The 21,956-nt window shown below is 53.4% G+C and carries 18 protein-coding genes; 11 read left to right on the top strand and 7 right to left on the bottom strand.

What is annotated here, in order from left to right:
• Positions 1–33: 33 nt before the first annotated feature.
• A complete protein-coding gene (locus W822_RS37755) occupies positions 34–810 on the bottom strand; it encodes an AraC family transcriptional regulator (RefSeq protein WP_367379361.1) in 777 nt (258 codons plus the stop codon).
• A gap of 329 nt (positions 811–1,139) precedes the next feature.
• Between W822_RS37755 and W822_RS37750 the strand changes: the two genes are divergently transcribed.
• The 5 genes from W822_RS37750 to W822_RS37730 all read left to right on the top strand — a co-directional run bounded on the left by W822_RS37750 (position 1,140) and on the right by W822_RS37730 (position 7,550).
• Positions 1,140–2,816 (top strand): 2-isopropylmalate synthase, encoded by a 1,677-nt coding sequence (locus W822_RS37750; RefSeq protein ID WP_024005885.1) that lies wholly within the window; start codon positions 1,140–1,142, stop codon positions 2,814–2,816.
• A gap of 147 nt (positions 2,817–2,963) precedes the next feature.
• Entirely contained in the window at positions 2,964–5,246 is a 2,283-nt protein-coding gene (locus W822_RS37745) for an FdhF/YdeP family oxidoreductase (protein ID WP_024005884.1), read from the top strand.
• A gap of 151 nt (positions 5,247–5,397) precedes the next feature.
• On the top strand, positions 5,398–6,318 hold the full coding sequence (locus W822_RS37740) for a bifunctional helix-turn-helix transcriptional regulator/GNAT family N-acetyltransferase (RefSeq protein WP_024005883.1): 921 nt from the start codon (positions 5,398–5,400) through the stop codon (positions 6,316–6,318).
• On the top strand, positions 6,315–7,241 hold the full coding sequence (locus W822_RS37735) for a DMT family transporter (protein WP_024005882.1): 927 nt from the start codon (positions 6,315–6,317) through the stop codon (positions 7,239–7,241). Before W822_RS37740 ends, W822_RS37735 begins: the two co-directional genes overlap by 4 nt.
• Before the next feature lie 30 nt (positions 7,242–7,271).
• Positions 7,272–7,550: a 3-hydroxyacyl-CoA dehydrogenase family protein gene (locus W822_RS37730; RefSeq protein ID WP_024005881.1), complete on the top strand. Its 279-nt coding sequence runs from the start codon at positions 7,272–7,274 to the stop codon at positions 7,548–7,550.
• Positions 7,551–7,595: 45 nt separating this feature from the next.
• Here W822_RS37730 and W822_RS37725 read toward each other — a convergent pair whose 3' ends face one another.
• From W822_RS37725 to W822_RS37705, 5 genes are read right to left on the bottom strand one after another with little or no spacing between them, the layout of a single operon-like run.
• On the bottom strand, positions 7,596–8,408 hold the full coding sequence (locus tag W822_RS37725; RefSeq protein ID WP_024005880.1) for an enoyl-CoA hydratase: 813 nt from the start codon (positions 8,406–8,408) through the stop codon (positions 7,596–7,598).
• 11 nt (positions 8,409–8,419) lie between these two features.
• Entirely contained in the window at positions 8,420–9,859 is a 1,440-nt protein-coding gene (locus W822_RS37720) for an aldehyde dehydrogenase family protein (protein ID WP_024005879.1), read from the bottom strand.
• A gap of 6 nt (positions 9,860–9,865) precedes the next feature.
• Positions 9,866–10,660 (bottom strand): enoyl-CoA hydratase/isomerase family protein, encoded by a 795-nt coding sequence (locus tag W822_RS37715; RefSeq protein WP_031242980.1) that lies wholly within the window; start codon positions 10,658–10,660, stop codon positions 9,866–9,868.
• A complete protein-coding gene (locus tag W822_RS37710) occupies positions 10,657–12,774 on the bottom strand; it encodes an acetate--CoA ligase family protein (protein ID WP_024005877.1) in 2,118 nt (705 codons plus the stop codon). Before W822_RS37710 ends, W822_RS37715 begins: the two co-directional genes overlap by 4 nt.
• 14 nt (positions 12,775–12,788) lie before the next feature.
• Complete coding sequence (locus W822_RS37705) at positions 12,789–13,769, bottom strand: Bug family tripartite tricarboxylate transporter substrate binding protein (RefSeq protein ID WP_024005876.1); 981 nt, start codon at positions 13,767–13,769, stop codon at positions 12,789–12,791.
• Positions 13,770–13,873: 104 nt separating this feature from the next.
• On the opposite strand from W822_RS37705, the gene W822_RS37700 reads away from it, so the two are divergent.
• Positions 13,874–14,785: a LysR family transcriptional regulator gene (locus tag W822_RS37700; protein WP_024005875.1), complete on the top strand. Its 912-nt coding sequence runs from the start codon at positions 13,874–13,876 to the stop codon at positions 14,783–14,785.
• A 242-nt stretch (positions 14,786–15,027) separates the two neighbouring features.
• Here W822_RS37700 and W822_RS37695 read toward each other — a convergent pair whose 3' ends face one another.
• Complete coding sequence (locus tag W822_RS37695) at positions 15,028–15,945, bottom strand: LysR family transcriptional regulator (protein ID WP_024005873.1); 918 nt, start codon at positions 15,943–15,945, stop codon at positions 15,028–15,030.
• 125 nt (positions 15,946–16,070) lie between these two features.
• On the opposite strand from W822_RS37695, the gene W822_RS37690 reads away from it, so the two are divergent.
• The 5 genes from W822_RS37690 to W822_RS37670 all read left to right on the top strand — a co-directional run bounded on the left by W822_RS37690 (position 16,071) and on the right by W822_RS37670 (position 21,946).
• The gene (locus tag W822_RS37690) at positions 16,071–17,075 is read left to right on the top strand and encodes a Bug family tripartite tricarboxylate transporter substrate binding protein (protein WP_051401757.1); all 1,005 of its coding nucleotides are present in this window, start codon (positions 16,071–16,073) and stop codon (positions 17,073–17,075) included.
• 42 nt (positions 17,076–17,117) lie between these two features.
• Positions 17,118–18,314 carry a serine hydrolase domain-containing protein gene (locus W822_RS37685; RefSeq protein WP_024005871.1) on the top strand — a complete coding sequence of 399 codons (1,197 nt, stop codon included), beginning with the start codon at positions 17,118–17,120 and terminating at the stop codon, positions 18,312–18,314.
• A gap of 7 nt (positions 18,315–18,321) precedes the next feature.
• Positions 18,322–19,929, top strand: a complete 1,608-nt coding sequence (gene ggt / locus W822_RS37680) for a gamma-glutamyltransferase (RefSeq protein ID WP_051401756.1) — start codon at positions 18,322–18,324, stop codon at positions 19,927–19,929.
• Between the two features lie 339 nt (positions 19,930–20,268).
• On the top strand, positions 20,269–20,820 hold the full coding sequence (locus W822_RS37675) for a cysteine hydrolase family protein (RefSeq protein ID WP_024005869.1): 552 nt from the start codon (positions 20,269–20,271) through the stop codon (positions 20,818–20,820).
• Between the two features lie 142 nt (positions 20,821–20,962).
• Complete coding sequence (locus tag W822_RS37670; protein ID WP_253272300.1) at positions 20,963–21,946, top strand: GlxA family transcriptional regulator; 984 nt, start codon at positions 20,963–20,965, stop codon at positions 21,944–21,946.
• The last annotated feature ends 10 nt before the right edge of the window (positions 21,947–21,956 follow it).

The following is a 21,956-nucleotide window of genomic DNA, read 5'->3' as shown; positions in this document are numbered from 1 at the left end:
TTAGACCTCTGGCCTGATCGGAAATTGGCACATTTAGGTTTGTAATTTGACTGCGTTCGTGTTTCGGTAACGTTGTATGAACTCCGACGGCGATTGTCTAAACTGTTTTTTGAACGCTGTTGCATAGGCACTGTGACTGTCATAACCACTATTGAGTGCAACCTGAGTGATCGGTGCGCCTTGCATCAGTTGTGCGAGCGACGACATCAGGCGCAACTGCTGGCGCCATTTGCCAAATGTCATGCCCGTGCTTTTAACGAATCGACGATGAAAGGTTTTTTCGCCAATGGCTAACATCGATGCCCAGTCTCCGGCGGTTGACGGATGGCTTGGATCACCCATGAGTTTGTAGCAAACATTTTGTATCGGTGCGTCCTGCGGCCAGGGCAGATGAAAGGGCAACGCGGATGGTGTGCTGAGTTCTTCCAGCAGCAATTCGCCCAATAAATGGGTGCGGCGCGAGATAGGTACCGCGTAATTTACGCAAGTCAACTGAGTAATGATCTCTCGGAGTAGTCCGGATACTTGCACGACGCAGTCCGTAGCAGGCAGGTTCGCGCAGATGTCTTTGTGAACAAAGAGGCCGTGCGCCTGCAAGGCAACGGGGATGACCAGACGATGGGTAACCTCAGGGCGCAGCCACACGGCAGAGGTGGGGGGAACCAGCCATTGTCCGGTTTCCGCTTCAACACGTAGCAGTCCCTGGCTCGCGTAAATCAGATGGCCGTGTTGATGTTGATGTATAGGTACGACATGTCCCTGAGGGTAGTGCATGGCCACTCCGGTGACAGGCAAATCCGATGCTGCCATTGCATCTGGCTCGCATGATTTAGCAGGCTGGTCTGGGGATGAGGCCCTCATGTTTCTATTTTGTCTAAAAATATAAATAAAAAGTCTATTTTAATGTAGATAGACAAAACGTACAAACATAACATGACAAGACATTTTCAATCAGGACTCATCCGCCTCATGTCGCCGTCCGTTCGCCTTGCGTGTCTGCTACGACTACTGACCTTTGGTCGGGGTCGGTACGCATTCGCTCGCACCACGACCCATCCTGATTCCCCCTGACCCCGACCATCGTCAGCTTTGCTTGAGCCAGGGGAGTCAGGTGTTAATGACCACTTTGGAGTATTGCTATGCTGACCGATCCTTCCCGAAAATACCGCCCGTTTCCACCCGTCAATCTGACGGATCGACAATGGCCGTCGCGTACCTTGACACAAGCCCCTGTTTGGCTGTCCACCGATTTGCGTGATGGCAACCAAGCCTTATTCGAGCCGATGAACCGCGATCGCAAGCTGCGTTTGTTTCATGAACTGGTGCGTATCGGTTTCAAGGAAATTGAGGTGGGCTTTCCGTCTGCATCGCGCACCGACTTCGACATCGTGCGTCATTTGATTGACGATGATCAGATTCCCGCAGATGTGACGCCTATGGTCATTACACAGTTGCGCGAAGATCTGATTGAAGAAACGGTGCGCAGCGTAGCCGGCGCGCGACGCGTGATTGTGCATTTCTACAATGCGATTGCACCTGCCTGGCGGGAAATCGTATTCCAGATGAGTGTGCCGCAAATCATCGAAATGGTTGAGTATCACATTAGCTTGTTCGGGCGGTTGACGGCAGCTTACCCACGAACCCAATGGGTGCTTCAGTATTCTCCCGAAACCTTTTGCATGGCCGAATTGGATGTGTCCCTGGCCGTGTGCAATGCCGCCATTCGTGCCTGGGATGCCGGGCCAGCACGCCCCATGATTATCAATCTGCCGACGACGGTGGAGGTTGCCACGCCTAATGTGTTTGCCGATCAGATTGAATGGATGGATCGGACGCTGGAACGGCGCGAGCATATTGTGCTGTCCGTGCATCCCCATAATGATCGAGGTACCGGTGTTGCCTGCGCCGAACAGGCCTTGTTGGCCGGTGCCCAGAGGGTGGAAGGATGCCTGTTTGGTAATGGCGAGCGCAGTGGCAACCTGGATGTCGTGACCCTGGCACTGAATCTGTACACACAGGGGATTGCTCCGGGGCTGGATTTTTCCGATATCGCCGCCGTTGCGCGTGTTTCCGAAGAGTGTACGGCGTTGCCTATTCATCCACGTCATCCTTATGTTGGCGACTTGGTGTTTACGGCTTTCTCGGGCTCCCATCAGGATGCCATCGGTAAAGGCTTTGCCGCGCAACAACCTGATGCACTCTGGCGCGTTCCGTACTTGCCAGTCGATCCGCAAGACCTTGGCCGCACCTATGACAGCATCGTGCGTGTCAACAGCCAGTCGGGCAAAGGCGGGATCGCATTCTTGCTACAACGCGACCATGGTATCGTCATGCCGCGGCGTATGCAGGTTGAGTTCAGTGCCATTGTCCAGGCATTGGCGGACGATAGCGAAACTGAATTGAGCAGCGCGCAGTTATGGGAAGTGTTTGAACGAACCTATCTGACGCCGGTACGCGAGCAGCCCGGTTTTATCTATAGCGCTCACCGACTCTTTGAACATGCCGATGGTCAAAACATCGAACTGGATGTGATCGCTGCTGGTGGAGAGCTGGAGCGCTTCCAGGGTATCGGAAATGGCCCGATTGCTGCGACGGTGGCCGCATTGGGGTTGCCGTTGCGTATCGACAGTTACGAGGAGCGTAGCCTGGGTGCAGGCGCAGATGCCGCTGCGTTGGCGATAGTAGAGGCGGCATGCCCGGGTGTGCCCGGTTCGCGCTTCGGCGTGGGGCGACATCCAAACATCACTACTGCGTCAATTCTGGCGGTATTGAGTGCTGCAGCCCGATTTTCTGAGGCGAGTGTCGTCGTTAGTTAAACCGGTTTGACTCACCTGAAGGAAACAATTCGTTGTCCGCATGCGTTATATTTAAAGAGCTGACTTCAGGAAGAAATATTTCATTTTCGATTTTTTTCCTGTTCTCCCACCCGGTTATATTCTGCATATAACGATTCAGGACCTATCATGACCATAAATAGACGTGAAGTACCCGGCATTCGTCCTTACGATGCACCGGCAGGAGGGTGGGGGGCTCTCAGGGCGACGGCTGTGGCAGTCAGAACACAAATGGATACTTTGGAGGCACCGATTACCCTGCTGCGCACCAACCAGCCCACGGGTTTTGACTGCCCAGGCTGTGCCTGGCCGGATAAAGAGCATCGTTCCACCTTCCAGTTCTGCGAAAACGGTGCAAAGGCTGTCACGTGGGAAGCAACGAATAAACGCGTCACAGCAGAGTTTCTCTCCCAAAACACGGTGACCTCGCTGCTGGAAAAAACGGATTATGAACTGGAAAACTATGGCCGATTGACTCAACCGCTGGCGTATGACCGCAAGACAGATACATTGCGGCCCGTCACCTGGGAAGCGGCATTCGAGCGCATCGGCACAGTATTGCGGGCATTGCCTTCGCCCGATCAGGCGGAGTTTTATACCTCTGGCCGGGCCTCCAACGAAGCGGCCTATTTGTTTCAGCTTTTTGCCCGGGAATACGGCACCAACAATTTTCCCGATTGTTCAAATATGTGCCATGAAGCGACCAGCGTAGGATTACCGCAGTCAATCGGTATCGGCAAAGGGACGGTATCGCTGGAGGATTTTGACCACACGGAATTGATTATTTCAATCGGACATAATCCCGGGACGAATCATCCGCGAATGATGGGAACACTGCACGAGGCATCCCGCAGAGGGGTTCCCATCATTGTTCTGAACCCGTTGAGGGAAAGGGCGCTTGAACGCTTCACCGATCTGCAGAATATGGTTGAGATGGCGACCTACGGCTCGACCAGAATCGCTTCGTCCTATTACCAGGTCAAATCAGGGGGTGATACCGCGGCGCTCAAAGGGATCATGAAAGCGCTTCTTGCCTTGGAACAAACCGATCCGAAAGTCGTTGATCGTGATTTTATTGCAGAACACACATTGGGATTCACCGAATTTGCCCAAAATCTGATCGACACACCCTGGGAAAGCATTGAGCAGGAGAGTGGTTTATTGCGCTCAGATTTGGAGCAAGTAGCAAGCGCCTATGCCAAATCCAATGCCACCATTGTGTCCTATGGAATGGGTGTGACACAACATAATAAAGGCACGTCCAATGTTCGGCTGATTGCAGATTTGCTTCTGATGAAAGGCAATTTCGGAAAACCGGGAGCCGGTATTTGCCCGTTGCGCGGGCATTCCAACGTTCAAGGGAACCGCACCGTCGGCATTACCGAAAAGCCGTCTGAAGCATTTTTGCAAAATCTGGAGCAGGTATATGGATTTATACCGCCGAAGGCGCATGGGCATGACGCGGTACAGGCGATGCAGGCCATGATTGACGGAACGTCAAAGGTCTTAATCTGTCTGGGCGGCAATTTCGCCGTAGCACTGCCCGATTCGGGGCAGTCATTCCAGGCGATGCAGCAACTGGATTTGAGCGTACATATCGGGACGAAATTGAATCGCTCGCATCTTCTTGTGGCCAAAGAGACTTTCGTGTTGCCCTGTCTGGGGCGTACCGAGCTTGACATTCAGGCCGGAGAACACCAGTCCGTTACAGTTGAGGATTCCATGTCCATGGTTCATGCTTCTTCCGGAAAACTGAAACCAGCCTCCGAGCACCTCAGATCAGAACCGGCCATCATTGCCGGCATGGCCGAAGCAACTCTGCCGGAAAGTAAAATTCAGTGGCAGTATCTGGTAAGTCATTACGACGCCATCCGTGATCTGATCGAAAAAACGATCCCGGGGTTTGATAACTATAACCAAAGGATCAGAGTGCCTGGCGGATTCCGGATGCCGTTGCCGCCCACTGAACGCAAGTGGCCCACCAAAACCGGGAAGGCCATGTTTTCGGTATTCGAGGGCGTCAGGGAAGATGCAGCGGTAAAAGACGAGGGCGATCATATATTGCGTCTTATCACACTGCGCAGCCATGATCAGTACAACACAACGGTATATGCTTTGAATGACCGTTACAGGGGCGTATTTGGACGTAAAGACGTGTTGTTCATGAATGACATTGATTTGGACAGACTGGGTCTGGAGCATGGCGATCTGGTGGATATAGAAACCGCCGTGTCGGATAGAAAGCTGCGCATGACCGGCATTACGGTAATCGCCTATGACATTGCACCGGGCTCGGTCGGTGCCTATTATCCCGAAGCGAATGTACTCGTGCCGCTGGATTATATAGATAAAGAAAGCGGAACACCGTCATATAAATCCGTTCCCGTCATGGTGAAGCGCAGTGCTGAATGATGTCATTTTTTGAGGATGCCGCAAAGACTGGCGTGTGTCTGCGGCGCAGCACAATAACCACCGCACCCGGCCCTAATCGCTCAAATATCACCTTGACATTGTTGCCTAAAGCAAATAATAATGTGCTTCAGGCAACCAAATGAGATAAAACATGCTTACGACGACGATAGAGCAGCGTGCACTGGCGGTTCGCGGGTTCAATCGCTTTTACACGCGCCAAATTGGTGTGCTGCACGAGCATCTCTTGAATAGCGAGTTTTCCCTGACAGAAGTCCGTATTCTTTATGAACTGGCTCATCGTACGGGGTTGACTTCATCGAATCTCTGTCAAGAGTTGAGCCTAAACGCTGGCTATTTGAGCCGGGTTATTACTGGTTTCGAAAAGAAAGGCTTGCTCGTCAAAACGCGATCGGCTGCGGACGCAAGGGTATCCCAATTGGAGCTAACGGAACAGGGGCGCGCGGCTTTTGAACCTTTGAACGACGCCTCGCAACGCGAAGTCACCACTATGCTGGAAGCTCTGCCAGAAGTCGCGCAGCATCAATTAATCGATGCGATGCGACAAATTCGAATGCTACTTGGTGATCGCGAGACAGACTACATATTACGTGATCCACAGCCGGGTGACATGGGTTGGATTATTCACCGGCAAGCGATTCTATACGCGCAGGAATACGGATGGAACATCGAATACGAGGCACTCGTGGCCGAGATTGTCGCTAAATTCGTAAAAGAGTTCGATTCCAGCTCGGAGCGTTGCTGGATTGCAGAGAAAGACGGCAAAGTGGTGGGATCGGTATTTGTCGTTCGACAGGATGACACGACCGCAAAATTACGTCTGCTCTCGGTTGAGGCCAGTGCGCGTGGTATGGGTATCGGCAGCCGTTTAGTAGACGAATGTCTGCGTTTTGCTCGCCTTGCCGGCTACACGAAGATGGTGCTGTGGACAAACAGTGTGCTTACCGATGCACGCAGGATCTATGAAAAAGCCGGGTTCCAGCTCATTGAGGAGGAACCGCATCACAGCTTCGGCAAAGATCTGGTCGGGCAAATCTGGGCGCGCGACCTGTGAGCCCTCGGGGCAAAGCGACACTTGCGGCGGCAACAACAGGCGTGCTGGTCGGGGCGGCAATGGTATCCACTCGAGCGGTTTCCAGCCATGCATCACCGGAAACACTCGCATTTCATCGATATTTGATCGGTCTATGCGTTCTCGCAGTGCCACTGTTGTTTTGCCCACGTACGCGATTTTCGCTAAAAGACGCAGTCGGCATCGCTACTCTTGGTATCTTCCAGTTCGCGATACTGATTGTGCTGCTCAATTACGCGCTGAAATCTATATCAGCCGCGACATGTGCACTCGTCTTCTCGACGATGCCACTATTTACTATGTCACTTGCTGTCGTATTGCGGCGTGAGCGCTTCCACCCGACCAAACTGATCGGACTGCTGCTCGCCTTCTGCGGTATTGGCTTTCTGCTTGGCCCCGCAGCTTCACCTTCCATGGTACATACCGCCAGTCCTGCCGCTCCGACCGCGCTTATTGCGCTGGTAGCCGCAACGTTGATAGGTGCATTCTGCAGCATTCTGTATCGACCATATCTGCAGCGTTACCCCGCATTACCGACCAGTGCGTTAGCAATGTGTGCCGCTGTCGTTTTCCTTGGTTGTCTTTGTTGGGGTATGTCGCAAGCTCTCGTCCCTCACCTATCAACTGCACAGTGGGGAAACGTCATTTTCATCGGGCTATCAAGCGGCCTGGGCTACTTTTGCTGGCTCTGGGCGCTGGCAAGAATGGATGCCAGCCGGGTCGTTGCGTTTCAAGCGCTGGGACCAGTGACAGCGGCTACTATCGAACTATTCAACGCTAGTCAGTTTCCATCATGGCAACTGCTGATGTCTATTGTGCTCGTAGTCGCGGGGCTCCTCGTTGCGCTACGAAAAGTTGATCGAAGATCGACTCCCTTGTCCACCGAACACGATCCAGCACTGTAAGATGCGGTACGAACCAGTCTTGCGCCGCGCATGCAGCTTATTGGCCTGATGCAGCGTTATGACTTTACCGGTTTGAATCTGAGCTTGCGCAATCTGGAGGATAAGGCTATGGTGGATGCGCCTCAGGATCTGAACCCGCCAGCGCTGAAAGATCGGGTTGAGCGGGGTGAACTCGGCATTTCTACAGGTAAAGGGTTTTACGATTATCAGGGTAAATCCGCACAGGAGATGCAACGCAAGCGTGATGCAGAGCTCTGGCGGGTGATGGCGAGTCTGGGAGATCTGGTTCTGGATCCTAAACCGTTGTGATTTTCAGCACCGAATCCAGTTTGAACCAATAAGGCCGTTTGCCGCTCAACATCCCGTAAAACGGGCAGGGCGCCTCTCCACGAAGTGCGCGATCCCTTCCTTGAAGTCCTCGCTTTGCAAACTCATGACCATTTCTGTATTGGCTTGCGTTACCGATTCTCCCAGTGATTGAAACGGTGCTTCCCATAGTTGTTTTTTCATGGTGCGAACAGAGCGCGGCGAGACCTCGTCGCTGAGCTGACGTGCCAGTTGCCTGGCGGTATCCATGAGTAAATCGGCTGACACGACGCGGTTAACAAGTCCCATCGACAAGGCTTCGGTAGCATCAATCTTGCGCGAAGTCAGCAACAAATCCGTTGCGTTCGCGTGGCCGATGATACGTGGCAACATCCAGGCGATTCCATGCTCGGCGATCAGGCCGCGCTTGGCAAAAGCGGTAGCAAACACCGCTTTGTCAGACGCAATGCGAAAGTCGCTATAGAGCGCCATAATCAATCCCAACCCGGCCGCGGCGCCGTTGATAGCGCTGATAACGGGCTTGGGTGCGGCAGGGAAATATGAATAACGAGTCTGATAATCTGCGCGGCGGTTCATGTCATAGGGGCGCATCCATTGCTCGGCCTGAATGTCTTCGGGTGGCAGCACTTCGAGCTCGTCCATGTCCATTCCTGCACAAAATGCACGTCCAGCTCCAGTGAGGATAATCGCGCGAATATTCTCGTCGCGTCCCGCTGCCTCGACGGCTGAACGCAGCTCCGCTTCCATAATTTTGGTGAGCGCGTTCATGCGTTGCGGGCGATTCAGGATGATAGTGGCTATCGCGTCGTCTACTATATAATTCAGTGTTTCGTATGTCATGATATAAAAATTCAAAGAGAAGATAATTCGAAAAACTTGGCAGGAAGCTGTATGGCAACGGTTTCAAGAAATTCTTCTATTCCATCTTTGCCATTTTCACGCCCGATGCCAGATTTCTTGAAACCACCGAATGGCGCCGCCGGATTAAAAGGGGCGCCATTAATATCGACCTGTCCAGCTCTAATACGGCGCGCTACGGACAGGGTAGCCTCATCTGGCGGCCCCCATACTGCGCCCGCAAGACCGTACTCGGTCCCGTTTGCCAGCTCGATTCCGTTTTCTACATCGTCATAACAAATGATACTGAGCACTGGGCCGAAGACTTCTTCATTTGCAATTGTCATATCAGGCGAGACTTCGGACAGGACAGTCGCAGGCACAAAAAATCCACGATCCGGAACAGGCTGATAGCTTTCTATAGTCTGAGCTCCTTGGGCAAGTGCTGCTTCTATCATGGCCTGCACTTTTTGTTGCTGCATTTTGGAAACCAGCGGACCCAGTCTTGTTCCCGCGTCTGCCGGATCGCCCATACGATAACCTGCCAGCAACTCCTTTGCGAGCTGTTCAACCTCATGCAGCATACTGCGCTGTACGAGCAGGCGGGTCATGGACGAGCAGGTTTGCCCCGAGTTGAGCATGCAACTGGCCATGGTGGCTTTGACGGCTAAAGACAGGTCTGCGCCGGGCAGCACAAGTGCAGCTGACTTCCCACCCAGTTCCAGCGCCAAGCGCTTGATATCCCTGCCGGCAACAGACGCGATATGCCTGCCTGCATGCGTGGAGCCTGTAAAAGAAATCATGTCCACGTCGGGATGGGATATTAATGTTTCGCCAACATCAGGACCGCTGCCATGTACAAGATTAAAAACGCCTGGCGGCAAGCCAGCCTTATGAATTGCCTCTGCGAGCATAAATGCGCTGGTAGGTGCAATTTCAGATGGTTTTAGAACGACGGTGCAGCCAGCCAATAGCGCAGGTACGATTTTTCCGGTAATTTGGTGCAAGGGATAATTCCATGGTGTGATACAAGCCACCACGCCAACGGGTACTTTTTGCACCAGAGAATGGCCGACTCGTGTCTCCCAATCCACATCAGCAGCCAGTTCGGCATAACTTTCCCAGGCCGCAATGGGTGCGCCGACCTGGATGCGGGCCGACAACTTGCAGGGCATGCCAACCTCGCGGGATATTGCGCTCGCGAGCACCTCTGAGTGAACCGATAGCGCTGCGGCCACACCACGCACCGCTGCGATGCGTTCATTCAACGGAGTATTCGACCAGCCGGTAAAGGCTCTGCGCGCTGCAGCCACAGCCTCCTGCACATCTTCCCGCGATGCCGAACGATAGCGGGCAAAAACCTCCTCTGTAAAACTGTCCGTTACCGGCAATTCGTCTTCACCCTGCGCGATGGTCATTGCACCGTCTATAAATAAATGATTATGTTTGAGCATGAGTATTCAATCCTCGGTGGAACGAGAGAGGGCAGAGTGAGTGCGTCGGGAGAGAAATTCGCGCATGACCTGCTGCGGTTCACCTGTGGCATAGCATTCAAGCTGATAGCGGATACCGGCGCTACATGCTTGTTCGAAGCCTGCCTGCGTGCATTCCCTGAAACGCTGCTTGGTCATGCGCATAGCAGTTTGCGGCAGGGCAGCCAATTTGCGTGCACGGTCCAATGCGCTTGGCAAAACTTGATCAATCGGCACCAAATCGTTGATCAGGCCGAGGGCATGTGCCCGCTCCCCGCTGATGAGTTCTCCGGTCAGCGAGAGTGCCTGATTCAGTGAGTGTCCGATCTGCAGGGACATCAGATACGATCCGACAATGCTTGCAAGTCCCGCCTTAATTTCTGGCTGTCCCATGCGTAGTGTGGCGTGAGCGACTCGCAAATCACACATCAGGGCAATTTGAAATCCGGCGCCCACGGCTGTGCCGTTGAGTGCCGCAACGATTGGTTTGTTCATGTCACGCACCGCTTGATACATGGCGTGCTGTCGATTGAGCCAATCGGCCAGATTGATGGTATCGATTGTGACCGACTCGTCGAGGTCCTGGCCTGCGCAAAACGCACGCTCACCGCTGCCGGTCAATACCATCGCCCGAACGCCGGGATCGGCATCGAGCGTATATAAAACCTTTGTAAGCGCCGAACGCAAGGGTGCATTAACGGCATTCATGCTTGCGGGGCGATTGAGCCGGATGATTGCAATATCGTCGATATATTCCGTCAGTACAGTATTTTGGATAGTCATGACTCCTCCTTTGTTCGTTCGATAACGGCATCGACAGCCCAGCCTCCGGAGCCCATATCGCCAATAATGAGCGGATTGAGGTCAATGGATGCAATGTCGTGTTGATATGTGGCTGATAACCGGCCGAGTGCGACAGCGACGCGCGCCAGCGCGACAAGGTCCACTGGCGCCTCGCCTCGTACGCCGTCCAGAATCGGCGCGATACGCAGCGTACGCAGTTTGGCGATCACGTCCTGTTCCGAAAAAGGGTAGAGCAATACGACGAAGTCACGCAAGGCTTCGACATACTTGCCGCCATCACCGATCATTACGACGGTGCCAAAGATAGGATCCTGCCGAACACCCAGTGCAAATTCGTGTCTGCCCCGTACACGCCTGGCAACGATGACGCCATCGAACGGAACGTCCAGGGCAGCGACGCCTTGTGCGCACCGATTCCATGCCTCGACAATTTGCATTTCGCTGTCCAGTCCAAGGAACACCAGGCCATGTTCCGATTTATGTGGGATAAGGGCAGAGCAGGCTTTGACAACAACTTCATGCCCCAGGTCGCGCCATGCCGCCACGGCTTCGTCAGCGCTATTGCAAACAGCATACGGCACGATCGGAATACCCGCAGCGGCAAGCATGGCCAGGCTTGCATCTTCGCTCAGAAAGCGATCATGGCCTGCGCCGAGGCGCGAAACAGGCACGCCGATTGTTTCCAGACCGTCGCGCCTTTCAGCCTGCTGGATCAGCGCGCCATGACGGCTCCATTGGTGCAATGCGTGAATGGCATCGGTTTCATTCGCAAAGACCGGTATATTTGCGTCGCGAAAGTGCTGGCGCACAGATACCTGAGGCGCGCACACGATCGCAGGCTTGCCGGTGGCTGCGGCAAAGCGCGCGGTGTCCGCGGCCATGCCGGGTACGTCGTAACCCGGACCGGCGACCGGTACGCCGATAAGAAACATATCTGCATGTGGATCGGTTGCCAATACGTTAAGCGTGGACGCATACATACCACTTTGTGTCATGAGCGTCGCTGTGAGGTCTACCGGATTTTGCGCAGTTGCAAAGCTGGGCATGATCCCGGAAAGATCCCGGATGACAGCAGGGTGCAGTTCCGTCAGCGGCAGATCCAGTGTCTCAGCCACATCTGCGCAAAGCACGCCGACTGCGCCGCTATGACTCATCACGACCAGGCCGTTGGCAGGCCGTGGCGGTGTAGCCAGGTAGAGTTCAACCGCATTGACGAGACCATGTACATCCGGGGCTCGCCAAATACCATGGCGCTCCAGAAAAGCGTCGACCACCACGTCATCATTGACAATCGCACCGGTATGCGAGGCTGCTGCCTTGGAGCCGTTCGCACTGCGGCCAGCCTTTAGTGCAATCACAGCAGCACCGTGCGAACGAGCCAGTCGAACAGTTCGGGAGAGCATATCAGGGTCCGCGAGCGACTCGATATACAACAGAATGACCTGGATGTCCGGATCGGCCGCACATGCTAGCGCCAATTCACACACCGATGTATCCGCGTCATTGCCCGATGCGATCAGATAACGCACGCCTATGCCGCGTTCACGCAGCATGGCATAGGGCATCACGCTGGCTGCGCCGCTTTGACTGACAATTGCAACCGGCCCATCTTCTGGTTCGATCTCCATAAACATGGTGCTGAAATTCATGACCGCGCCGGTATGGAAATTGGCTACGCCTTGCGCATTGGGACCGACCAGCCTGATGCCCAGTCGCCTGGCCTGGTCTACCAATGATTTTTGCCGTTCGACACCCGCATTTCCTGTCTCACCAAAACCCGAACTCATGACAATAGCAGAGTGGATACCACGCGCAGCGCATTGGTCAATTACATTCGGGACAGCATCCTGGCCCACCGCGACAATGGCGACATCGGGTGTGTCTGGAAGCTCGGTGAGCGAAGCATATGAAGGCAGGCCCTGGACGGTATCGCGACGCGGATTGACTGGATAAATCGTACCCGCAAAGCCGAACCGCTGCAGGTAATGAAGTGGTCGCCCGCCCACTTTGTTGGGATCTTCCGTAGCGCCAATCACGGCGATGCTGCCGGGGGCAAGGGTTGTCTGCAGAACAGGATCAAAAGAAAAAGTCATGAATGCTACTCGTGTTAATTCAACGTGGCGCCTGAGTTCTTGACAACGGGTGCCCATTTTTCGATATCGCTGTTTATGAGCCTGGCGAATTCCGCCGGCGTTGTCGTTTGTGCCTGCGCACCATCGGTCTGCATACGCGCCTTCATTTCATCGGTCGACATCACAGCTGCAATTTCACGCTGCAAGCGGTTCACAATTGACTCTGGTGTTCCTTTTGGGGCCAGCACGCCGTACCAGATCGTGACATCGAAACCCTTAAGCCCCGCTTCTTCAGCGGTTGGGACATTTGGCAGCAGCGGAGAGCGGGTCGGTCCTGTCACGGCAAGGGCATTCACCTTCTTGGCCGAGATATTTTGCGTCTGCTGGGCAATCGTATCGAACATCATGGAGATCCGGCCGGCAAGCAGATCAACCAATGCTGGGGCCGATCCCTTGTATGGAATGTGGTTGATCTGGATGCCGGCGGAGGTGCGAAAGAGCTCCCCGGACAAATGATTTGAACTGCCATTGCCGGCAGAGCCATAAGTGAGTTCACCCGGCCTATCCTTGGCCAGCTTTACCAACTCACCCAGTGTTTTGACGGGCAATTGCGGATTCACAACCAGCACATTCATTGTCGTGGCCATCAGGCTGACGGGAGCGAAATCCTTAACGGGATCGTAGCGTAACGAGGCGTAAAGGCTCGGATTAATTGCCATCGTGCCGGTGGTGCCAAAAAATATCGTGTAACCGTCAGCCTTTGAACGTGCCACCAACTCTGCGGCAATACTGCCGCCGGCGCCGCCTCGGTTATCCACAATCACCTGTTGCCCAAGGCGCTGACCCAGATGCTGAGCCAGTACACGCGCCATTGCATCAGTTGGCCCCCCGGCAGAAAATGGGACAACCAGATTGATCGGACGTTTCGGATAGGCGGAGTCATCCGCGTGAACTAGCGTTGGGGCCAGCAGGCAGGCGGCGACACATGTCGCCGTGAAGTATTGGACTAATTTCACAGTTGTCTCCTTCGGTGTTGTATGTCCTGGCGACAAGCTTAGCGATAATTCTGATTTATATAAATACACAGTTTATAATTTCAGATTTCCATTTAAGTGAAATCATGAACCTAAAGCAACTGAGTACTTTTCTGCTGGTGGCAGACATGCAGTCGCTTTCCCGTGCAGCTATTGCATCTGACATGGCCCAATCTCTGGTCAGTCGCCAGATCGCCATGCTGGAAAAAGAATGGGGTAAACGCCTGTTCGACAGAACGGGGCGGGGCATGGTGCTTTCCGAATTTGGGCGACGCATGTATCCAGAAGTCAAGCGGGTTCTCGACCAAATCGATCAGCTCAACACAACTGCACATCAGGCCGCCGGCATACTCACGGGCACCGTACATATCGGTGTATTGCCCTCGCTGGCCCGACAGTTATTACCGTTATTGCTGGCCGATATCAGCGAACGTGCGCCGCTACTTCGCATGCATGTCACCGAAGGATTCAGCGGATCTTTGGATGAGCAGCTTGCCTCCGGGCGTCTGGACATGATTGTGGTCAACCGCTACGGTCCCTCTGCGGCGCGCGGGGAAGATGTTCTTGGCAAACTGGATACTTTTCTGATCGGCAAGGCAGGTCGTCCAGAACTGGCGGCTGAGAGTCTGGATTTTCATGCGCTTGACGGACTTCCGCTGGTATTGCCCGCCGTACCCAACGGTTTGAGGGCGACACTGGATGTGCTTTCCCGTCGCCACGATACTAAATTGAATATCGTGATGGAGGTCGAAACCGCGACGGCGATGAAAGACGTCGCCGCAGGCGGTCATGCCTTCACGTTATTGCCTATGGCTGCGGTAGCTCAGGAAGTGGCCGCCGGAAAACTGGAGGCAAGCCTCGTTACAAAGCCGCGGATTCGGAGAACAATCGCACTGAGCGTGACGCGCCAGCGCCCGCTATCGGACGGAGCAAAGCTCGTGGCGTCGCGCGTACGATTATTGACCTCGGGACTGTTGGAGACATCCGTATGCCGCTAGATTCGCTTAACAGCCATCGCTAATCTTATCGACTTGTGATTTGATGAACGAATCTATCAACTCTTTCACACAACCAGGCATCGCATCCAACTCACGCACAAGCAGACTGCGCTCCCGTATGGCCCAGGGTTCCTCCAATGGAACAGTAACCAGACGCATGGTGTCGCGATATTGCGCAGCGCTTATCCTTCTGGGTGCTATGGTGGTGCAGTTCAATTCAAGGACGGAAGACCGTTCATGGTTTAAGCGACTGTTGATTGTGAAGCTAGATATTGTGCACACAATGATCTAATTTGAACCAATGAGGGTGGCATTGTCTTAGCTTCGAGAGTAATAAAAGCAAATTGAGAAGATAATTTGAGCGCCGAACCTATTTTCAACTGAACAAGTTCGCCAGTATCGATGAAGCGCTGGGCTGCATGTTGTACGCCAAAAAATACGGTGTCGCTGGTCCGGACCAGCTCGATCAGCGCTTCCATATTGCTCGATTGATACTGTATGAGGTCTGCGAAATGTGCATCTGCTCCTAGATAAGAATTTAAACTATGCATCACTTCAACACTGATTGCTCTTGCCGTAGCGGCAAGCGGATAGCGAGCCAGCAACTCATAGTCGATGACTGACGCTGCAATCAAAGGATGATTCGCGCGGACGGAAAAACCCAGTGGAGTCGGTGGAAAAAGGTCCAAGTGCAAATCTGAATCAGCGGGAATGCGGTTGCGATGTACAACCATTGCATCTATCGTACCTTCACGTAACTCCTGGAGCTGCATTGCAGGTGTTCCCCCGCTCAGCAGCAGTTTAATTCCGGGAAATTCTCGCATCATTGCACTCAGCAAAGGCACCGACAAAATCGCCGTGGGAGTCGGGCCGAGCCCGAGTTTGATCGTGCCTACGGCACATTCTGCCAGCAGGCTGGCACTACGACGTAGTTCGGAGAGTTCTACACGGATTCTTCGAGCACGTACCAAAGCCAATTCACCCAGCGGAGTGAGCCTTTTTCCTTTGTCCCTTTCCAAGAGACGTCCGCCCAAGTCTTCCTCCAAGGCTTGGATGCTGCGGCTTAATGCCGGCTGGGTGAGGTGCAGCTTGGCAGCAGCGCGACTGAACGACTGTGTTTCGACAAGAACCAAAAAATGCTCAAGTTGCTGTATGTTCATGACGCAATCAAAAAAATATAAAAATTTATTATACGTAATTAACTAATTATGCATTGGACGTTATGAAAATTTGCTTCTACTATTGCTTAAGTCATATATCCTTTTATTTCCGGAGCAATTTTCTCATGACCACTCATGCTTTCCATGAAAAACTCAATCCACGAAGGCTAGTCGGTATCGGAGCTGCGATGACTTTATTGCTGAGCGCAACGTGTTCCATGGCAGCAACTTGGCCGACACGCCCTGTATCAGTGTATGTCCCGGTTGCTGCCGGCGGTGCCGCGGATGCATTGGCGCGAGTCTGGGGAGCCTATGTATCGAAGGAAATCGGAGGTACGGTGGTGGTTGAAAACAAACCGGGTGCAAACGGCAGCATCGCAGCCGCCTATGTAGCAAAACAGCGTCCCGATGGTTACGCGCTGTTGTTCGGGAGCACGTCCACAATGTCGATCAACCCGTTTACATACACCAAGCTAGCCTACAATCCCGGCCGGGATTTCGATCCGGTCACAGAAATAGCTGTGACTTCTCAAATACTGGTTTCCAATCCTTCAACTCACATTCGTTCCATCAACGAGTTGGTTGATCAGGCCAAGGCCAATCCGGGTAAATTCACTTACGGCTCGGCCGGCATCGGTAATTCGACTCATCTTAATGTTGCTTTCCTGGCAAAACATTTTGGTATTGAGATGACTCATGTACCCTATAAAGGTGCTGCGCCGGCAATGGTCGATCTGGTAAGCGGCCAGGTAAATTTTGCCGCTGATGCACAATCAGGCGCGTTGCCGCAAATCAGGGCAGGGAAGGCGATTCCGTTAGTTGTTTTCGGTGACGAGCGCCTGCCGGAACTACCGGATGTGCCAACAGTTGCCGAAGCTGGTGTCACCGGTTTTCCTGGTAGTGGCTGGTATCGCTTAATGGCTCCCAAAGGAACACCCTCGCACGTTATCGATCGGTTAACAGAGGCCACACGCAAGTTCTGGGCCGACGAGAATGCACGTAAACAGGTTGCAGAATTATATATGGTGGGGCCTAAGGCGTTTGGTCCGAAACCAGTGCTCGAAACCATGAAGCGGGAAACCAGGATCTGGGGACCCATTGTAAAAAGTATGGGTATTCGCAATAACTGATTTACCGATTCTCTTCCATATAACAGTATTGCAAAGACAAAGATGCAGAAACTATCAACACTACCCACTGCCCAGCCCTCTGTCCATCTGCCGCAGGCAGAGGATTTTCTCCTTTGGCCACCATGTATTCAATCCTATGGCTACCGCATCGTAGATCAGCTGTTCGCCACTCGGACAATAAATAAAGGCACGAGCCCTAAGCCATTTCCCAGAGGGACCGAGATAGACATTAGCTATGAAATTGGCGACGACACCAGAAACTTGAACCGTTTTATGGATATCAATAATGTCGCCGGACTTTTGGTTATTCACCGCGGCGAAATTGTTATGGAACGTTACGGTCTTGGCCTACAACCGCAAGACCGCTGGTCTACGATGTCCACTGTGAAATCGATGACTGCCATGCTTGTTGGTGCCGCGATTCAGGACGGGTCTATTTCAAGCATTGACGACCAGGTATCACGCTATATACCCGAACTGAAAAATTGTCCTTACGACGTTGTGACGATCAGGCATTTGCTCACAATGTCTTCAGGCATCGCTTGGGTGGAAGACTATGCGGATAAGCACTCGGATGTCAACAGATATAGCAAGTCGCTGGCGGACAAGGTTCCAGGAGGAGTCCTGCAACTTTTGCGCACATGTCCGCGTGCGCATGCGCCAGGCACCGTGTGGCATTACAACACGGGCGACACATATCTGCTTGGGGCAGTTTTGAGTGCGGCAACAAACCGGACGTTGGCCGATTATATGTCAGAGCGCATATGGCAACCTTGTGGCATGGAGTTCAATGGTTTTTACACCCTGGAATCGGAAGAAGGCCAAGAAATCGGTGGGAGTCGTGCCGGCATGACCCTAAGAGACATGGGCCGCTTTGCGCAATTTGTCATCGACGGAGGAATAGTGGAGGGCAATCGGATCTTGCCCGAATCCTGGGTCGACCAGGCTGCCGAGCCCGCATTTTACATTCCTGAGGATCAGCTTGCCTCGCATCGCAGCGCACTCGGTTTGCGGTCCTACGGCTATAGCTGGTGGTTGCGTGACGACGGAGCCATGCTGGCGATGGGGCATTCGGGGCAGCGAATCTTCATTGACCGGACAGCGAAATTGGTCGTAATTCAATTGGCGGTCTATCCGGAGCCCCGATACGTAAGTGAATACGAACCTGATCGAGATAAGGAGCTTAATGCATTGATTGCAGCCGTCTCCGATCGGATGGATATTGGTCATGCCCGCTAGAGAAGCGATGATCGCTGCTGCCCAGCCGGAAGCAGCGGAAGCGGGGGCCCGCGTTCTGATGGCAGGCGGCAATGCCGTGGACGCCGCCATTGCCGCGGCCTTTACCCAGTGTGTTGTAGACCCGTTAATGGCCGGTATAGCAGGGTACGGAACACTACAGCTTGCGATGCCAGATAATGGTGTTCATACGTGTATCGATTTTGGCGCTCGCGTTCCGGCGGCCGCCAGCGACGATATCTGGGCAGGACGTAATATCAATGAGACTCCAGATGGTTACGCATTTGTGGTAGAAGGGAACGTCAATGAAGCGGGTTACCAGTCTATTGGCACGCCGGGCACATTGGCTGGTCTAGATTATGCGCTGTCGCGCTACGGGACATGGTCATTTGCCGACGTGCTTGAGCCAGCTATCGCTCATGCGCGTAATGGTGTCGTGGTGCGACCTCATATGTACCAGTATGGTGCGCTCGACGTGGCTCCCGGCGGAATGCTGGAAACTTGCGATCGTCTGGCGCTCTCGAAAACGGGACGGGAAGTCTTCCTGAACCCAGACGGCACGTTCAAGCGTCCGGGCGATCGCATTGATAACCCGGCGCTATTGCAAACTTTACAGCACCTGTCTCGGCGCGGCGCGGACGATTTCTACCATGGGGATATTGCGCGACATATTGCAAATGATATGTCGGCTAACGGTGGGCTGCTATCCATTCAGGATTTGCAAAATTACAGTGTTCAGGAGATGACGCCAATTTGGGGCGATTACCGTGGCTGGAAAATCGCGGGTTTCCCTCCACCGGCAGGCGGTCTTTCGTTAATTGAAGCGTTGCATGTTCTATCGAACTTTGACATTGCTGCTCTGGAGCATAACAGTGCAGCATATTTAAACGTACTCGCAGAAACCTTAAAGTGGGTCACCGTCGATAAAGACAATTTTATCGGCGATCCCGAATTTGTTGATGTGCCAGTGCATCGCCTTTCTTCGGATCAGCATGCAGCCAAGATCGCCACAAATATTCGTGAAGGCTTCAACGTGAATGTGTCGCGTATCAGCAATGGAAACGTGGCGAGCGAGCCTGCCGATACGACCCAGGTTTGCGTCATGGATGCTGGCGGCAATGCCGTATCGCTTACACATAGTCTCGGTACGAGTTCCGGTATCATCAGTGATGGGCTTGGCTTCTTGTATAATGGTCTGTTAAGCGGCTTTGACCCCCGTCCAGGGCGGCCCGCATCCCTTGGGCCAGGAAAGCGGCGCACCAGTTCCCAAAGCCCGGTTCTCGTTTTCCGGGATGGCCGAGTGTGTATGACACTAGGGGCGCCGGGCGGTACCGCGATACTGTCGGCTTTAACACAAGTTATGGTGAATGTGATCGATTTTGGCATGAGCGCGTTCGAGTCGGTTGCTGCGCCTCGGATTTCCGTCGCAAGCAACACCGTTGAAGTATCCAATCGGATACCCACTTACGTAACGGACGCGTTGGCCAGAAATGGACAACGCGTCTCCCGTTCTCATCAGAGTTATGCATTTGCCGCACCTCATTTGATATTAAAGAAGGATGCCGTATTGCAGGGAGGGGCAGACCCGCAGCGTGATGGAGTGGCATTACGTTGCTAAAACTCAAAGTATTCTGGTTTCGGAGATTTAGCGGCTGGAATTTCAGCTTCTTTATCTAATATGGGCGAGCGTCATTCAATCCTAGATGTTCTAATACTCAACTTTACATAATATATATTATGCGTATTTTATCTCACAGAAAAACTAACTTACCAGCCACTATAGGCGACTTCTCTTGTGATTGCCCCTTTCCGTAAAACCACTGGTTTCTATTGATGCCGCATGGGTCTAACAACCATCGTGTCGATATCGCCATCTAAATTGTCAATTCCGCCTCTTTGCATTAATTGCTGCTCGGGCGAGCATATCACTTCTATTAATCACTTCCAGGAGAATCTGATGAAAAAGCGTGGTTTGATCGTTGTCGATCTGCAAAACGAATACCTGCCTACCGGCAAACTGCCGCTGTCGGAAATTGAAGTCGCCAGCGCCAACGCCGCACGAGTAATCGCCGACGCCCGGCACAAGAATATCCCTGTTTTCCATATCCGCCACGAAGCGACCAACGATCAGTCGCCGATCTTTGTGCCAGGCTCCGACGGCGTCAAGATCCAGCCAGGCGTGGCACCTGCCGACAACGAGCCCGTCATTATCAAGCATCATATTAATGCGTTCCGGGATACTGACCTTAAGCAACAACTGGACGCCCAAAGTGTTGAAGAACTCATCATCGTTGGTGCAATGAGTCATATGTGCGTGGATGCAATTGTACGCGCTGCGGTCGACATGGGTTATCCCGTGACTGTTCTGCATGATGCCTGCGCGACGCTTGACCTGTCCTTTGAAGGTGTCAATGTGCCCGCAGCTCACGTCCATGCGGCAATGATGGCCGCCTTCGAATTCGGTTATGGCACGGTCAAATCCACTCAGGACTACCTGTCTGCAGTTTGATTGACGAATCAACCGGTGTTCTCAGTTTGCTGTCTTCCCGTACCTGCTTATTTTTTCATCAACGTGTGCCCTATGTATAATGGCAAGTTAATGCTTGAACGAAATGGGTATTTAAAGGTGTTCCACAGACATGCGGAAGAACATGCAGATTGAGATCGGAATTGTCTTGTATCCCCATGCCCAGATGGCCACGATACTCGGCCTGACCGATTTGTTTGCGCTCGCCGACAAAATCGCCATCCGGCATGGCAGCGGTGCTGAACCGATGTTACGGCTGACTCACTGGCAATGGGATGGCTCCGAAAAGTCCCTTGCCCGTGTCTACGATTCATTGCCCTCTGAAACCGGCACACCTGCGGTGCTGATTCTGCCGCCCAGCCTCGAAGAACCCATCTCGGCTCAGGCCGCAGCGCCGTACCGGGACTGGCTGATCGCCAGACACAAGGCGGGGGTCACGCTGGCCTCTGTCTGTGCCGGGGCTTTTTTGCTTGCTGAAACGGGTTTGCTATCCGGGCGCACGATCACCACCCACTGGCATTACGCGGAAAAGTTCAATGCCCGTTTTCCGGACATTCGCCTGGATGTCGATCACCTCATTATCGACGCCGACGACATTGTGACCGCCGGTGGCATCATGGCCTGGACAGATTTGGGTCTGCGCCTGGTTGATCGTTACCTGGGCGCTGCCGTGATGATTGATACAGCAAGAACACTGCTGGTCGATCCGCCCGGACGGCAACAACGGTATTACAGCGCCTTTGCTCCGCGCCTGTGTCACGGCGACGACGCGGTCCTGGCAGTTCAGCATTGGCTTGAAGAAACAGGAATAAAGGACAACTCACTTGCCGACATGGCGCAACGCGCAGGCATGGGGGAGCGCACCTTTCTTCGACGGTTCCGTAAAGCCACGGGCATGACGACGACAGACTATATCCAGCGTTTGCGCGTGGGTCGGGCGCGCGAAATGCTACAGGCAACATCGGCACCCATTGAGACGATCGCCTGGAATGTCGGCTATAGCGACCCAGCGGCTTTTCGCAAGGTATTTGTCCGCGTTGTCGGATTGACGCCCGGAGACTATCGCCGACGGTTCAATACCGGGCCACAGGCCAATAGTCTAAGTTGAGACATCACAC

It is taken from the genome of Advenella kashmirensis W13003, from assembly GCF_000506985.1.
In the GTDB taxonomy this organism is placed as follows: Bacteria; Pseudomonadota; Gammaproteobacteria; order Burkholderiales; family Burkholderiaceae_B; genus Advenella; species Advenella kashmirensis_A.
The sequence above is the reverse complement of the archived record's forward strand: the minus strand, read 5'-3'. Positions and strand labels throughout refer to the sequence as shown.

Excerpts from the sequence above, each read along its gene's own strand:
- W822_RS37755 (WP_367379361.1), bottom strand. The coding sequence starts at position 810 with ATGGCAGCATCGGATTTGCCTGTCACCGGAGTGGCCATGCACTACCCT.
- W822_RS37750 (WP_024005885.1), top strand. The coding sequence starts at position 1,140 with ATGCTGACCGATCCTTCCCGAAAATACCGCCCGTTTCCACCCGTCAAT.
- W822_RS37745 (WP_024005884.1), top strand. The coding sequence starts at position 2,964 with ATGACCATAAATAGACGTGAAGTACCCGGCATTCGTCCTTACGATGCA.
- W822_RS37740 (WP_024005883.1), top strand. The coding sequence starts at position 5,398 with ATGCTTACGACGACGATAGAGCAGCGTGCACTGGCGGTTCGCGGGTTC.
- W822_RS37730 (WP_024005881.1), top strand. The coding sequence starts at position 7,272 with ATGCAGCTTATTGGCCTGATGCAGCGTTATGACTTTACCGGTTTGAAT.
- W822_RS37725 (WP_024005880.1), bottom strand. The coding sequence starts at position 8,408 with ATGACATACGAAACACTGAATTATATAGTAGACGACGCGATAGCCACT.
- W822_RS37720 (WP_024005879.1), bottom strand. The coding sequence starts at position 9,859 with ATGCTCAAACATAATCATTTATTTATAGACGGTGCAATGACCATCGCG.
- W822_RS37715 (WP_031242980.1), bottom strand. The coding sequence starts at position 10,660 with ATGACTATCCAAAATACTGTACTGACGGAATATATCGACGATATTGCA.
- W822_RS37710 (WP_024005877.1), bottom strand. The coding sequence starts at position 12,774 with ATGACTTTTTCTTTTGATCCTGTTCTGCAGACAACCCTTGCCCCCGGC.
- W822_RS37700 (WP_024005875.1), top strand. The coding sequence starts at position 13,874 with ATGAACCTAAAGCAACTGAGTACTTTTCTGCTGGTGGCAGACATGCAG.
- W822_RS37695 (WP_024005873.1), bottom strand. The coding sequence starts at position 15,945 with ATGAACATACAGCAACTTGAGCATTTTTTGGTTCTTGTCGAAACACAG.
- W822_RS37690 (WP_051401757.1), top strand. The coding sequence starts at position 16,071 with ATGACCACTCATGCTTTCCATGAAAAACTCAATCCACGAAGGCTAGTC.
- W822_RS37685 (WP_024005871.1), top strand. The coding sequence starts at position 17,118 with ATGCAGAAACTATCAACACTACCCACTGCCCAGCCCTCTGTCCATCTG.
- ggt (WP_051401756.1), top strand. The coding sequence starts at position 18,322 with ATGATCGCTGCTGCCCAGCCGGAAGCAGCGGAAGCGGGGGCCCGCGTT.
- W822_RS37675 (WP_024005869.1), top strand. The coding sequence starts at position 20,269 with ATGAAAAAGCGTGGTTTGATCGTTGTCGATCTGCAAAACGAATACCTG.
- W822_RS37670 (WP_253272300.1), top strand. The coding sequence starts at position 20,963 with ATGCAGATTGAGATCGGAATTGTCTTGTATCCCCATGCCCAGATGGCC.